This window comes from Enterobacter cloacae complex sp. 382A5 (assembly GCF_050031095.1).
In the GTDB taxonomy this organism is placed as follows: Bacteria; Pseudomonadota; Gammaproteobacteria; order Enterobacterales; family Enterobacteriaceae; genus Enterobacter; species Enterobacter cloacae.
The window spans coordinates 537,182-549,571 of the sequence record NZ_JBLGVK010000001.1; the positions used below are offsets into that span (position 1 = coordinate 537,182).

Sequence of the window (12,390 nt, forward strand, 5' to 3'; positions counted from 1 at the left end):
TGGACGGTTTTCGCGTATCTTAAATTTATCAATATAAACAATGTGTTGTGATATATCGGTGGCGTCACAAAAGCAAAATATCGTAATTCGGAAATAAGATATGACCATTGCTGGTTAATTGAGCAGCTCATTACACTCCATTAACACGATGTTGTGAAATCAGCATACGAAAATAAAGGTGCGATGATGATGCAATTAACCATGAAAGATAAAATTGGCTACGGGCTGGGTGACACCGCCTGCGGCTTTGTCTGGCAGGCCACTATGTTCCTGCTGGCCTACTTTTATACCGACGTGTTTGGCCTGTCGGCGGGCATTATGGGCACGCTGTTTTTGGTCTCCCGCGTGCTCGACGCCGTGACCGACCCGCTGATGGGGCTGCTGGTGGACCGCACCCGCACGCGCTACGGCCAGTTCCGCCCGTTCCTGCTGTGGGGGGCGATCCCGTTTGGCATCGTCTGCATGCTGACCTTCTACACGCCGGATTTCTCTGCGCAGGGCAAAATCATCTACGCCTGCGTAACCTACATTCTGCTGACCCTGGTCTACACCTTCGTTAACGTGCCGTACTGCGCCATGCCGGGCGTGATTACCGCCGACCCGAAAGAGCGTCACGCCCTGCAGTCGTGGCGTTTCTTCCTGGCGGCGGCGGGCTCGCTTGCCATTAGCGGCATCGCGCTGCCGCTGGTGAGCATCATCGGCAAAGGGGACGAGCAGGTGGGCTATTTCGGCGCCATGTGCGTGCTGGGGCTGACCGGCGTGGTGCTGCTCTACGTCTGCTTCTTTACCACCAAAGAGCGTTACACCTTTGAGGTGCAGCCGGGCTCGTCGGTGGCGAAAGACCTTAAGCTGCTGCTGGGCAACGGCCAGTGGCGGATCATGTGCGCGTTCAAGATGATGGCGACCTGCTCTAACGTGGTACGCGGCGGGGCGACGCTCTACTTCGTCAAATACGTGATGGATCACCCGGAGATGGCGACCCAGTTTTTACTCTACGGCAGCCTCGCCACCATGTTCGGCTCGCTCTGCTCCTCCCGTCTGCTGGGCCGCTTCGACCGGGTAAAAGCCTTCAAGTGGATCATCGTCGCCTACTCGCTGATCAGCCTGCTGATTTTCGTCACCCCGGCGGAGCATATTGCCCTGATTTTCGCCCTCAACATCCTGTTCCTGTTCGTCTTTAACACCACCACGCCGCTGCAGTGGCTGATGGCCTCTGATGTGGTGGATTACGAAGAAAGCCGCAGCGGGCGACGCCTCGACGGGCTGGTGTTCTCCACCTATCTGTTCAGCCTGAAGATTGGCCTGGCGATTGGCGGGGCGGTGGTGGGCTGGATCCTTGCGTACGTCAACTACTCCGCCAGCAGCAGCGTGCAGCCGGTTGAGGTGCTGACCACCATCAAAATTCTGTTCTGCGTGGTGCCGGTGGTGCTCTACGTGGGCATGTTCATCATGCTGTCGTTCTATAAGCTCACCGATGCCCGCGTAGAGGCCATCAGCCAGCAGCTGATCAAACACCGCGCGGCGCAGGGCGAGGCCGTTCCCGACGCTGCGACAGCCGCATCCCATTAACCGGAGGCAATATGGAAATCACCAACCCAATACTCACCGGCTTCAACCCGGACCCGTCTTTATGCCGTCAGGGCGAGGACTACTACATCGCCACTTCGACCTTCGAGTGGTTCCCGGGCGTGCGCATCTATCACTCCCGTGACCTGAAAAACTGGTCGCTGGTTAGCACCCCGCTGGACCGCGTGTCGATGCTGGACATGAAGGGCAACCCGGACTCCGGCGGCATCTGGGCGCCGTGTCTGAGCTACGCCGACAGCAAATTCTGGCTGCTCTACACCGACGTAAAGATTGTTGATTCGCCGTGGAAAAATGGCCGCAACTTCCTCGTCACTGCGCCGTCCATCGAAGGGCCGTGGAGCGAGCCGATCCCGATGGGCAACGGCGGGTTTGACCCATCCCTGTTCCACGACGACGATGGCCGTAAGTACTACCTCTACCGTCCGTGGGGGCCGCGCCACCACAGCAACCCGCACAACACCATTGTGATGCAGGAGTTTGACCCGCAGACCGGCACCCTCTCGCCCGAGCGCAAAACGCTGTTTACCGGCACGCCGCTCTGCTACACCGAAGGCGCTCACCTGTATCGCCACGCGGGATGGTACTACCTAATGGTCGCCGAAGGCGGCACCAGCTACGAGCACGCGGTTGTGGTGCTGCGTTCAAAAACCATCGACGGGCCGTACGAGCTGCACCCGGAGGTGACGATGATGACCAGCTGGCACCTGCCGGAGAACCCGCTGCAGAAGAGCGGCCACGGCTCGCTGCTGCAGACCCACTCCGGGGAGTGGTACATGGCCTATCTCACCAGCCGCCCGCTGCGCCTGCCCGGCGTGCCGCTGCTGGCCTCCGGCGGACGCGGCTACTGTCCGCTGGGCCGCGAGACCGGCATCGCCCGCATTGAATGGCGCGACGGCTGGCCGTACGTGGAAGGCGGCAAGCACGCGCAACTAGCCGTAAAAGGCCCGCAGGTAGCGGAACAGCCTGCATCCGTTCAGGGCAACTGGCGGGAGGACTTTGACGGCAGCACGCTTGACCCGGAACTGCAGACCCTGCGCATCCCATTCGACGACAATCTCGGCTCACTCACCGCGCGCCCCGGCTATTTACGGCTCTACGGCAACGACTCGCTCAACTCCACCTTCACCCAGTCGACCGTGGCGCGCCGCTGGCAGCACTTCACCTTCCGCTCCGAAACGCGGATGCAGTTCTCGCCGGTTCACTTCCAGCAAAGCGCCGGACTGACCTGCTACTACAACAGTAAAAACTGGAGCTACTGCTTTGTGGACTACGAGGAGGGGAAGGGGAGAACCATCAAGGTTATTCAACTCGACCACAATGTGCCGTCATGGCCGCTGCACGAGCAGCCGATTCCGGTGCCGGAGAGCGCGGAGAGCATCTGGCTGCGGGTGGATGTGGATACGCTTGTCTACCGCTACAGCTACTCGTTCGACGGCGAGACGTGGCACACCGTGCCGGTAACGTATGAGGCGTGGAAGCTGTCGGACGACTACATCGGCGGGCGCGGCTTCTTCACCGGCGCGTTTGTGGGGCTGCACTGCGAGGACATCAGCGGCGACGGCTGCCACGCGGACTTCGACTACTTCACCTACGAGCCGGTTTAACGGCTCAGGCCGGGTAGCCCAGCGCGCGTGAGAGCTGGAGCCCGGCCTGCTGAAGCTGCTCGCGGAAATCAGCCAGCCCGGCATCGTCCACGCGCGAGGTCAGCGTCGACAGGCTCAGGGCGGCAATCACGCGGGATTCATGGTTCCACACCGGCACCGCCACGCAGCGCACGCCCTGCTCGTTCTCTTCGCTATCCAGGGCATAGCCCTGCTCGCGGGTCTGCGCCAGAGCGGCCATTAATGCTTCGCGAGAGGCGAGGGTGGAAGGGGTATAGGTGGTGTACTGATAGCCCTCAAGCAGGGCGTTCAGCTCGGTCTCGCCCAGCCAGGCAATCAACACCTTGCCGATGGCGGTGGCGTGAACCGGCAGACGGCGGCCAATGCGCGAATAGGCGATGGCGGCCAGCTTGCCTTCAATCTTCTCGATATAAACCCCTTCACGCCCGTCGAGGATCCCCAGATGGGTGGTCTGCCCGGTCCGCCGGGACAGCTCCGTCAGCCAGCCTTTCGCCTTCTGACGAATATCGATGGAGCCCACGACGAAATGACCGCGCTCGACCAGCTTCATGCCGAGGCGATATTTGCCGTTCTCCGGGTTCTGATCGATATAGCCATGAAGCTGCAGGGTTTTCAGCAGCGAGTGGAGGGTACTCTTGCTCAGCCCCATCAGTTTGCTGATGTCGGTGATCTTAAGCTCGGTGGCCTGCTCGTTGAACAGGTCGAGGATCTGCAACGCACGTTCAACAGACTGAATAATCGGCATAATGCTGGTATGTCCACGCTGGAATTAAGGCGAAAACGTACCTTTTTCGGGGTGAAAAATCAATGAAATGGAGGTAAAAGCAAAAACGACAACCCTGTTGTCGTTTTTTAGTGTTTTCCCCCTCTCCTCGTGGGAGAGGGCCGGGGTGAGGGCACCAGACCGCAGAGGACTCAACCCCCAAGCGTCGCCACCATCACCGCCTTAATCGTATGCATCCGGTTTTCCGCCTGGTCAAACACGATGCTCGCCGCCGACTCAAACACCTCGTCCGTCACTTCCATCCCGCCGTGCAGGTCGAACTCTTTCGCCATCTGCTTGCCGAGCGTGGTCTGGTCATCATGGAACGCGGGCAGACAGTGCAGGAACTTCACGTTCGGGTTGCCGGTAAGCGCCATCATCTGCGCGTTCACCTGATACCCACGCAGCAGCGCAATCCGCTCCGCCCACTTCTCTTTGGCTTCGCCCATCGACACCCACACGTCGGTATAGATAAAGTCTGCGCCCTTCACGCCCGCCGTCACGTCTTCCGTCAGGGTGATTTTGCCGCCGTGCTTCTCTGCCAGCGCGCTGCACTCCGCCACCAGACTCTCTTCCGGCCAGCAGGCCTTCGGAGCCACCAGACGCAGATCCAGCCCGGTCAGCGCCGCCGCTTCCAGCATTGAGTTGCCCATGTTGTTGCGCGCGTCGCCCGCGTAGACCAGCGTCATCTCGTTAAACGCCTTGCCCGGCAGGTGCTCCTGCATGGTCAGCAGGTCCGCCAGCAGCTGCGTTGGGTGGAACTCGTTCGTCAGCCCGTTCCACACCGGCACGCCCGCGTACTGCGCCAGCGTCTCGACCACTTCCTGGCCGTGACCGCGATACTGAATGCCGTCGTACATCCGCCCGAGCACGCGCGCGGTGTCCTTAATTGACTCTTTATGCCCAATCTGGCTGCCGCTCGGCCCTAAATAGGTAACGCGCGCGCCCTGGTCAAATGCGGCAACTTCGAAAGAGCATCGTGTACGGGTTGAGTCTTTTTCGAAGATGAGCGCGATGTTTTTGCCAGTAAGCTTTTGTACTTCCTTGCCATTTTTTTTATCGGCTTTGAGCTGTGCGGCAAGTGTCAGCAGAGAAGTGAACTGTGCAGGGGTAAAGTCGAGCAATTTCAGAAAGTGTTTCTTGTACAGATCAGACATTTTATCCTCACATGGCGAACGCCACTTATTGAATTAAAATTCACTTTATATGTGTAATTATTCATTTGCAACCCCGTTTAACAAATCTTTCTTACAAAGGTGGAGGCAAACACGTCCGTGTGTGAAAATAGAAGTATCTGCCGCACTTTAAAGAGGAATGACCCATGGCAAACCCGGAACACCTGGAAGAGCAACGCGAAGAGACGCGTCTGATTATTGAAGAACTGCTGGAAGACGGTAGCGATCCGGACGCGCTGTACACCATCGAGCACCATTTCTCTGCGGATGATTTTGACGCGCTGGAAAAACTGGCGGTGGAAGCCTTCAAGCTGGGCTACGAAGTGACCGAGCCGGAAGAGCTGGAAGTGGAAGAGGGCGACACCGTCATCTGCTGCGATATCCTGAGCGAAGGCGCGCTGAAGGCGGAGCTGATCGACGCGCAGGTAGAACAGCTGATGAACCTGGCCGAGAAGTTTGAAGTGGAATACGACGGCTGGGGAACCTACTTCGAAGATCCGAACGGTGAAGACGGCGAAGAAGGCGACGACGAAGATTACGTCGACGAAGACGACGACGGCGTGCGTCACTAAGCGTTTCAGGCGGTGGCGCGCGCCACCGCTTTTTCAAGGCAGAACCATGGATTACCCGCAGATACTCGCCCCCGTACTTAACTTCCTCCAGTGCCCGACCCCGCAAGCATGGATTGATAAAGCCCGCGACCCGGCGAACCTGCCGCTGCTGCTCACCGACCACATGGTGTGCGAGCTCAAGGCCGCCCAGACCGCGCTGCTGCTGGTGCGTAAATACGTCGCCGACGAAAGCGGTGCCGACGCGCTGCTCGACTGGCTCAAGCCCTACGAACTGTTCACCTTCCGCGACGGCCCGGAGCCGGACTTCATCGCCCTGCACAGGCAGATTGGCAAAAGCGTGATGCCCAAGACCGACGACCCGTGGGGCCAGGCGCTCATCGACAGCATGGTGCTGCTGATTAAAGAGGAGCTGCACCACTTCTGGCAGGTGCGCGAGGCGATGCTGGCCCGCGACATTCCGTACGTCAAAATCACCGCCAGCCGCTACGCCAAAGGGATGCTGAAGGACGTGCGCACCCACGAACCGCTGACGCTAATCGACAAGCTCATCTGCGGCGCCTACATCGAAGCCCGCTCCTGCGAACGCTTCGCCGCGCTGGCCCCGTTTCTCGACGACGACCTGCAGAAGTTCTATCTCTCGCTGCTGCGCTCGGAAGCTCGCCATTATCAGGACTACCTGACGCTTGCCCGGCAGGTGAGCGACGACGATATCTCACCGCGGATAAAGCTTTTTGGCGAAATTGAAGCCACACTTATCTCGACACCGGACAACGAGTTTCGCTTCCATAGCGGCGTGCCGGTGTAAACCGGCATAACTCAAGGATAAGGATGCGAGATGAATAAAAAGTGGACCCGTATTGTGATTGTCGTCATTGCGGCTGCCGCCGTGGCGTTCTGGGTGTTTTTCGACAGGCAGCGCGCCCCGGAGCGGCAGATGGATAGCGCCCTCAACGCGATGCCCGCCTGGCAGGTGATTAAGGAGCAGGAGCCCGCGCTGCATCAGCGCATCCTCGACCAGATGGCCGCCCTGCAAAAAGCGGGCGAGCCGGAGCAGCAGATTATCGACACCATCCAGCCGCAGATCCTGCATCTGCAGATGACGCGCCTGCAAAACGCCCCGGACGCCAACGTGGTGAACTACATGACCATCAATATGGAGCAGACCGCCGCCATCCAGAAGGTGAGCGACGACGCCTGCTTCCGCTTCCTCTACCCGATGGTGAAGGGCGGCATCAACCCGATGCGCATGCTGGATAAAGACCTGATGGCGCGGCGCATGCAGGCCGACGCCGACATGATGCGCGCGGCCTACGGCAAAAACCGCCATACCGTGACGCCTGCCGAGCGCGAGGCGGCCGTCGAGGATGTGCGGCCGATTATGAAGGCGCTTGCTGACAAGTACGGCGAGGACATCCAGCTGCTGCAGATGCCGGAAAAGGCGGCGGGCAAAGAGAAGCTCTCCTGCGATATGGTGCAGGAGATGTGGGCGAAGGTGCTGGCGCTGCCGGAGCAGAAGGCGGCGAGGGTGATTCGGCTGGCGGTGTCTGAGCTGGACTGACGAAGGACGCTGGTTTTTTGGACACTTAGCGCGGGTTTCGCGCGTCGTCGCTTGCATGGCGGCGCGCGACAGGTATAATCCACAACGTTTCCGCATCCCCTTCAGTGCCGAAGTGGCGAAATCGGTAGACGCAGTTGATTCAAAATCAACCGTAGAAATACGTGCCGGTTCGAGTCCGGCCTTCGGCACCATACAAAGCTTTTTCAAGTCTACTATCGACTTTAACCCTGTAATAGTTTCGGTTCACTACAGTGTTTATATAGCTGACTTTCACTAACGTATCTCTTATCCAAAATATTACTGCTAACCATATAAATTCATTTTATATTGTTATTACCTATATTAGGTAATAACATGTGAGTAAAAGTTAATTTTTTAAGATTTTTAATATGCCGACTTTATTGATTTTTCTGACTCTGAAGTAACATTATTTCGTTGTTTATAAACTGTCTTCTTTGTTCTTGCGACTTAATTTCTTCGGATAATGAGTCAAGCTTCGCTTTTGAACTTGATGAGTGTTCACATATATTGCTGTGATAACTTTCCCCACGTTTCTCACATTCTTTAACCGAATAACCATACTCTGAACTTAATTGAGAATGAGCCAAGTAAAGATTGTTTATATTCTTTTGTACTGAAATCAATTCTTGCTTGAGTTGGATAATCGTTTCTTTATTCATTTTATATATTTCCATTTTTTCGCTACTATTACATTTGGCTAGTTGCAAAGTTAACTCATCGCGTTCATCACTTAACTCTTTGAGCTTAATATTTTTTTCAGAGATAATTCCATCATACAATGCTTTAATACTAGTGGATCGCTTCTCAATCTTTGAATCTTCATTATCAACCTGCTTCTCTAGTCGTGTTTGAAGTGTTTCTAATTGATTTGTAAGGTAGTTTTTGTCATAAGTCAATTCATCTATTCGGGAGGTTTTTTCTTTAATTATTATGTTATCTATAATTAGATAAGTACATAAAGCAGTCAAGGGTAGCATTGTTAATAAGCTAATTAATATTGGCTTTATATTCTTGCTATCTTTAAGGTAAATAATAAAAGATTCAAATAGGTTCATTTATATCTCCATTAAAATATGGGCTTATTATAAAATCACTATGTATTTTATAATATTATTGATGGGGCAGTAAAGGTTTTTATCATTATCATCTGTAAATCAAGAAAAATAATGGAAGCTTGAGTATCTGTACTTCATTGAGTTAGCCCTTTCTTGTGTCAATTAATATTAAATGCGTTATAGCTAATTAATTATTATTTAAATCAAGAAGTAGAGGTTTTTATGATTCTAATGGTTTTTAGTAACTTACTAAAAATATATATATTATATATTTGCCTGACATTATAGGTGCTGAACTGTGCCATCTTTCCTCGATTACATTGGTATAGAATCCAGTCTCACTGTGATTACTCAAGAAAAACACCTTATACCATGTGCCACTAACAACTCTTTGGAGCCTCTACGTGTTAACAGCATGTAAACTTCTGAGTGCTCTCCGGTACATGCGGCTTAGTATAACTTGGGAAAACCTTTGTTTTATATAAGGATAACCAACATTGTTTTGATAACATTCCCTCAGATGCTAGCACCCTGTGACATATCAATTAAATAGTGTATCCTCTTTTCCATAGGAAGAATCTGGATAAAATTGTTGCTTGTTGTGATTATTACTTTTGGAAGGTAATGGCAATGTGCGAAAGGATGTATAGAAAAGATATTTTTTCTGAATGGGTTATACGCAGTAGCCTCTATTGGATGACCCCGCTTACTCATTGGAAGCTCTGTGAGGATATGTCCTCTTGGACAATCTCTTTTGAAATCGATAGCCCTGAATGTCTCTATGAATTCGAGAGGCTACTGAATGATTACACTTTGCGAGAAAAGCTACATCATAAGACTGGGGCGTTGAGAGATTCTATTGTCCACAAAGTGCTTCGCAGTATCGATGAAAGGCTTTCGTAATGGAATTGATGCCATTCAATTTTGACAGATTGCCTAATGGACAGGTGTTTATAAGCAACCTCGCTGGCTTTCATCACTTCATTAATGAGCAAGAGCTGCTTGATCTTTCTTATGAGCAAATCAGTGCGGAACAATCAAAGGCACTCGAAAGCAAGCTGTTCATAACCAACGAAAGCTCATCGGCTATAACTCCCTATGCTTTAAGTTCTGCTTTTGCAAAACGATTGATGAATGAATTGGCGATCAGGCCAATTTTCATGATTGTGCCCACATTACGTTGCGACCATACCTGCAAGTATTGTCAGGTCAGTAGAGCTTCCGTGAACGCCTCTGGTTATGATCTAGATCCCGCTCTCATCCCTGATATCATTTCAACTATTAAAAAACTATCGACACCACCTTACAAGATAGAGATACAGGGTGGAGAGCCACTCTTGCGGTTCGATTTAATTCAATCTATCTATGAGCAATGTGCTGAAACGCTGGGAAGCACCGATTTTGAGATGGTTGTAGCATCAAGCCTGTCTGTCTTGAATGAGGATATGCTTGAATGGACGAGAGATAGGAACATAACGTTCTCTGTTTCGCTTGATGGTGAGGAAGTTGTTCACAACAGTAATCGAATTCTTGGTCATGGGCTTGCTTACAGTAGAACAGTGTCAGGGGTAGAGGCTATCAAACGGTCTTTAGGCGCTGGTCGCGTTGCAACGGTTACTACAGTTACTAAAGATCTCATTAGGCATCCTGAATCAATTGTCCAGGCTCACTTGTCTCTTGGCCTCAAGGACATGTTTATCCGACCTGTTAGTCCCTATGGGTTTGCACAAAAAGCATCGTTCACATTTTCTATGGAGGAATACTTCAGTTTCTATGCCTCGTTGATAGATGAAATCCTTAAGATGAATAATGAAGGGATAAGGGTTGTGGAACATTCGGCCTCCATTCATCTGAAAAGGATCTTCAATCCCGGCTTTAGTGGTTATGCGGATTTAAAGTCGCCAAGCGGGGTCGTGCTTAACAGTATTCTTTTCAATTATGACGGTCGAGTATATGGTAGCGATGAGAGCCGTATGTTGCAGAAGGTGAACCCTGAAACGGAGTTCAGTGCGGGTGAAGTTAAAACGCTATCATTTTCTAAGAGTCCTTACTATAACGCAGTGTTGAGTTCATCGTTCAATTTTGCTCTGCCAGGTTGTGATACATGTGCATATCAACCATTTTGCGGTGCAGATCCATGCCAGAACATAAGTGTACAGGGTGAGCCTGTTGGTGATAGGAGTCGTTCAACGTTTTGTCAGTATCACAAGGGGATGTTCAGGTATCTGATGAACTGCATCTCAGAAGGTGGTCCGAAGGCTGAGATGCTAAAAGGATGGGCATATGTCTGAGGTTATTAGGAACGATATCTTTCATTTTGCTTCAAAAAAGAATGTGCCCACGGGGTTCTATCGGTTATGCAAACAAAAACCAATGAACCCTTTATTCTTTTTACCCAATTTACTGGTAGTTGCTGAAGGCAATAATGATGCCATTCAACCATGCTTTGATTTCTCTGTTATTAGCACTGAATTATATGAGTCAATTGAAGATGGAGATATTGGGATAATCAACAATGGCAATATGATACGCGTAATTCTGTCCCGCAGAGCCAATCATAATACTGTCTTAGTAACGGAACGCTGCAATAACTTGTGTCTGTTTTGTTCGCAGCCACCAAAGAAATCAAATGATGACTGGCTACTTACCCAATCAGCTCTTGCTATAGCTTCATTTGGTTTGGATGGAGTTGTTGGGGTCAGCGGTGGAGAACCTTTGCTGTATGGAGATGATTTCCTTCACTTCATTGATTTTATTATCGAGAATTCACCAGATACTGCTTTGCATGTTTTAACAAACGGACGCAAATTTGCTGATATCAACTTTACTCAGGAAATGGCAAAGCGAAGCAAAAAGATCAAAATCACCTTTGGTATCCCGCTCTACTCATCAAGACCACTTGTGCATGATCATCTGGTAGGGAGTGATGGCGCATTTAATGAAACGGTTAAGGGGTTAATCAATGCAGGAAACTCAGGGATTAATATCGAACTTAGAGTTATTCCGACACTGGCTAACTATACAGAATTGGATGATATTGTAGAGTTCGTTGGCCGAGTGTTCTCCAACATTAATCAGATTTCCCTTATGGGGCTGGAATCTATCGGTTGGGCACGAAAGAACTGGTCAACAATCTTCATTGAGCACAGCAGTTATAATGAGAAAATAACCTCCGCCATAGACACTGCACACAGGTCAGGCATACCTCTAACAATTTTTAATTATCCTTTGTGTCATCTTCCTGAAAGAGCTTGGGAGCTTGCTGCTCAGTCGATCTCTGATTGGAAAAATTACTATCCGAAAGAATGTGATGAATGCACTCAGAAGTCTTCCTGTGCTGGTTATTTCAGTTCCTCAACAGGCCGTTTTCATCAACCACCGAGACCAATTTTATGAAAAAATTTAATTTTGCTGCTCTACTTCCGGGATTTTTGGCACTTAATAATTCTGTATGGGCAAGTGATTCATCTACCGGAGCAAGTGATTTGCCTGGTATGACTCTTAATGAACATGATTTAGTGATAGCACCACTTAACACCGAAGTTCCATTCTACATTGCAGGGCATCGCAGTCATAGCTCCCATCGGAGCCATAGTTCTCACCGATCATCATCAGGCGGCGGGTACTATGGTGGCAGCACTCCTTATTATCCAAAAACATACAGCTCACCAAGCTCATCTGGGTCTTCAAGTTCAGGAACAAGTTCCTCATCGTCCTCTTCTGCGCGTTCGCTTCGTTCTTACGACAATAATAACTCTACTACTACGAATTCAGTTGGAACTACAGAAGCTAACCGTGCAAGTAATGGGCTGACTTCTGGTACAGAGAAGCGTAAGCGCTTAATCATGCGAGTTCAATTCGCTTTGCTGGACAACGGTTATTACAACGGGAATATTGACGGCATAATGGGACCCTCCACAAGGCAGTCTATAAAAAAATACCGAATCGCAAAGGGACTACCAACGCCTGCAACTGAAACACTCGATCCTCAATTATTGAATTCATTAAATATTCTGGCTCGGTGATAAGTGCATTTT

Annotated in this window: 13 protein-coding genes and 1 tRNA gene; 10 read left to right on the top strand and 4 right to left on the bottom strand. The window is 51.2% G+C overall.

The annotated features are described in order from the left end of the window. Window positions 1-186 precede the first annotated feature (186 nt). Together ACQG2G_RS02535 and ACQG2G_RS02540 are read left to right on the top strand one after the other, a co-directional pair. Window positions 187-1,569 carry an MFS transporter gene (locus tag ACQG2G_RS02535; protein WP_013095375.1) on the top strand — a complete coding sequence of 461 codons (1,383 nt, stop codon included), beginning with the start codon at window positions 187-189 and terminating at the stop codon, window positions 1,567-1,569. 11 nt (window positions 1,570-1,580) lie between these two features. Then, entirely contained in the window at window positions 1,581-3,191 is a 1,611-nt protein-coding gene (locus ACQG2G_RS02540) for a glycoside hydrolase family 43 protein (RefSeq protein WP_061771503.1), read from the top strand. 4 nt (window positions 3,192-3,195) lie between these two features. On the opposite strand, the gene xynR is transcribed toward ACQG2G_RS02540, so the two are convergent. The 3 genes from xynR to argL all read right to left on the bottom strand — a co-directional run bounded on the left by xynR (window position 3,196) and on the right by argL (window position 5,194). Next, a complete protein-coding gene (xynR, locus tag ACQG2G_RS02545; RefSeq protein ID WP_061771502.1) occupies window positions 3,196-3,954 on the bottom strand; it encodes a DNA-binding transcriptional repressor XynR in 759 nt (252 codons plus the stop codon). 170 nt (window positions 3,955-4,124) lie between these two features. Beyond that, on the bottom strand, window positions 4,125-5,129 hold the full coding sequence (gene argF, locus ACQG2G_RS02550) for an ornithine carbamoyltransferase (protein ID WP_058684233.1): 1,005 nt from the start codon (window positions 5,127-5,129) through the stop codon (window positions 4,125-4,127). After that, entirely contained in the window at window positions 5,099-5,194 is a 96-nt protein-coding gene (gene argL, locus ACQG2G_RS02555) for a putative translational regulatory protein ArgL (protein WP_213014347.1), read from the bottom strand. Before argL ends, argF begins: the two co-directional genes overlap by 31 nt. A 99-nt stretch (window positions 5,195-5,293) precedes the next feature. Between argL and rraB the strand changes: the two genes are divergently transcribed. From rraB to ACQG2G_RS02575, 4 genes are all read left to right on the top strand, one after another. Continuing rightward, window positions 5,294-5,719, top strand: a complete 426-nt coding sequence (gene rraB, locus ACQG2G_RS02560) for a ribonuclease E inhibitor RraB (RefSeq protein ID WP_029739283.1) — start codon at window positions 5,294-5,296, stop codon at window positions 5,717-5,719. Between the two features lie 46 nt (window positions 5,720-5,765). Further along, entirely contained in the window at window positions 5,766-6,524 is a 759-nt protein-coding gene (gene miaE / locus ACQG2G_RS02565; protein WP_048971351.1) for a tRNA isopentenyl-2-thiomethyl-A-37 hydroxylase MiaE, read from the top strand. 30 nt (window positions 6,525-6,554) lie between these two features. Then, window positions 6,555-7,277, top strand: coding sequence for a hypothetical protein (locus ACQG2G_RS02570; RefSeq protein ID WP_061771501.1), 723 nt, complete (start codon window positions 6,555-6,557; stop codon window positions 7,275-7,277). Window positions 7,278-7,383: 106 nt separating this feature from the next. Then, window positions 7,384-7,468: transfer RNA gene (locus ACQG2G_RS02575), tRNA-Leu, on the top strand. A gap of 207 nt (window positions 7,469-7,675) precedes the next feature. Here the strand turns inward: ACQG2G_RS02575 and ACQG2G_RS02580 are convergent. Next, a complete protein-coding gene (locus ACQG2G_RS02580) occupies window positions 7,676-8,353 on the bottom strand; it encodes a hypothetical protein (protein ID WP_061771500.1) in 678 nt (225 codons plus the stop codon). Between the two features lie 630 nt (window positions 8,354-8,983). Between ACQG2G_RS02580 and hxsD the strand changes: the two genes are divergently transcribed. Genes hxsD through hxsA form a run of 4 tightly spaced genes read left to right on the top strand, consistent with a single transcriptional unit; the run spans window position 8,984 to window position 12,378 of the window. Next, window positions 8,984-9,256 carry a His-Xaa-Ser system protein HxsD gene (gene hxsD, locus ACQG2G_RS02585; protein ID WP_061771499.1) on the top strand — a complete coding sequence of 91 codons (273 nt, stop codon included), beginning with the start codon at window positions 8,984-8,986 and terminating at the stop codon, window positions 9,254-9,256. Continuing rightward, entirely contained in the window at window positions 9,256-10,644 is a 1,389-nt protein-coding gene (hxsB, locus tag ACQG2G_RS02590; RefSeq protein WP_061771498.1) for a His-Xaa-Ser system radical SAM maturase HxsB, read from the top strand. Before hxsD ends, hxsB begins: the two co-directional genes overlap by 1 nt. Further along, window positions 10,637-11,749 carry a His-Xaa-Ser system radical SAM maturase HxsC gene (hxsC, locus tag ACQG2G_RS02595; protein ID WP_061771497.1) on the top strand — a complete coding sequence of 371 codons (1,113 nt, stop codon included), beginning with the start codon at window positions 10,637-10,639 and terminating at the stop codon, window positions 11,747-11,749. The genes hxsB and hxsC overlap by 8 nt, the downstream gene beginning before the upstream one ends. Beyond that, the gene (hxsA, locus tag ACQG2G_RS02600) at window positions 11,746-12,378 is read left to right on the top strand and encodes a His-Xaa-Ser repeat protein HxsA (RefSeq protein ID WP_071829995.1); all 633 of its coding nucleotides are present in this window, start codon (window positions 11,746-11,748) and stop codon (window positions 12,376-12,378) included. Before hxsC ends, hxsA begins: the two co-directional genes overlap by 4 nt. The last annotated feature ends 12 nt before the right edge of the window (window positions 12,379-12,390 follow it).

Coding starts and splice junctions, on each gene's coding strand:
- hxsA (WP_071829995.1), top strand. CDS start 11,746: ATGAAAAAATTTAATTTTGCTGCTCTACTTCCGGGATTTTTGGCACTT.
- ACQG2G_RS02540 (WP_061771503.1), top strand. CDS start 1,581: ATGGAAATCACCAACCCAATACTCACCGGCTTCAACCCGGACCCGTCT.
- argL (WP_213014347.1), bottom strand. CDS start 5,194: ATGAATAATTACACATATAAAGTGAATTTTAATTCAATAAGTGGCGTT.
- argF (WP_058684233.1), bottom strand. CDS start 5,129: ATGTCTGATCTGTACAAGAAACACTTTCTGAAATTGCTCGACTTTACC.
- rraB (WP_029739283.1), top strand. CDS start 5,294: ATGGCAAACCCGGAACACCTGGAAGAGCAACGCGAAGAGACGCGTCTG.
- miaE (WP_048971351.1), top strand. CDS start 5,766: ATGGATTACCCGCAGATACTCGCCCCCGTACTTAACTTCCTCCAGTGC.
- xynR (WP_061771502.1), bottom strand. CDS start 3,954: ATGCCGATTATTCAGTCTGTTGAACGTGCGTTGCAGATCCTCGACCTG.
- hxsC (WP_061771497.1), top strand. CDS start 10,637: ATGTCTGAGGTTATTAGGAACGATATCTTTCATTTTGCTTCAAAAAAG.
- ACQG2G_RS02570 (WP_061771501.1), top strand. CDS start 6,555: ATGAATAAAAAGTGGACCCGTATTGTGATTGTCGTCATTGCGGCTGCC.
- ACQG2G_RS02535 (WP_013095375.1), top strand. CDS start 187: ATGATGCAATTAACCATGAAAGATAAAATTGGCTACGGGCTGGGTGAC.
- ACQG2G_RS02580 (WP_061771500.1), bottom strand. CDS start 8,353: ATGAACCTATTTGAATCTTTTATTATTTACCTTAAAGATAGCAAGAAT.
- hxsD (WP_061771499.1), top strand. CDS start 8,984: ATGTGCGAAAGGATGTATAGAAAAGATATTTTTTCTGAATGGGTTATA.
- hxsB (WP_061771498.1), top strand. CDS start 9,256: ATGGAATTGATGCCATTCAATTTTGACAGATTGCCTAATGGACAGGTG.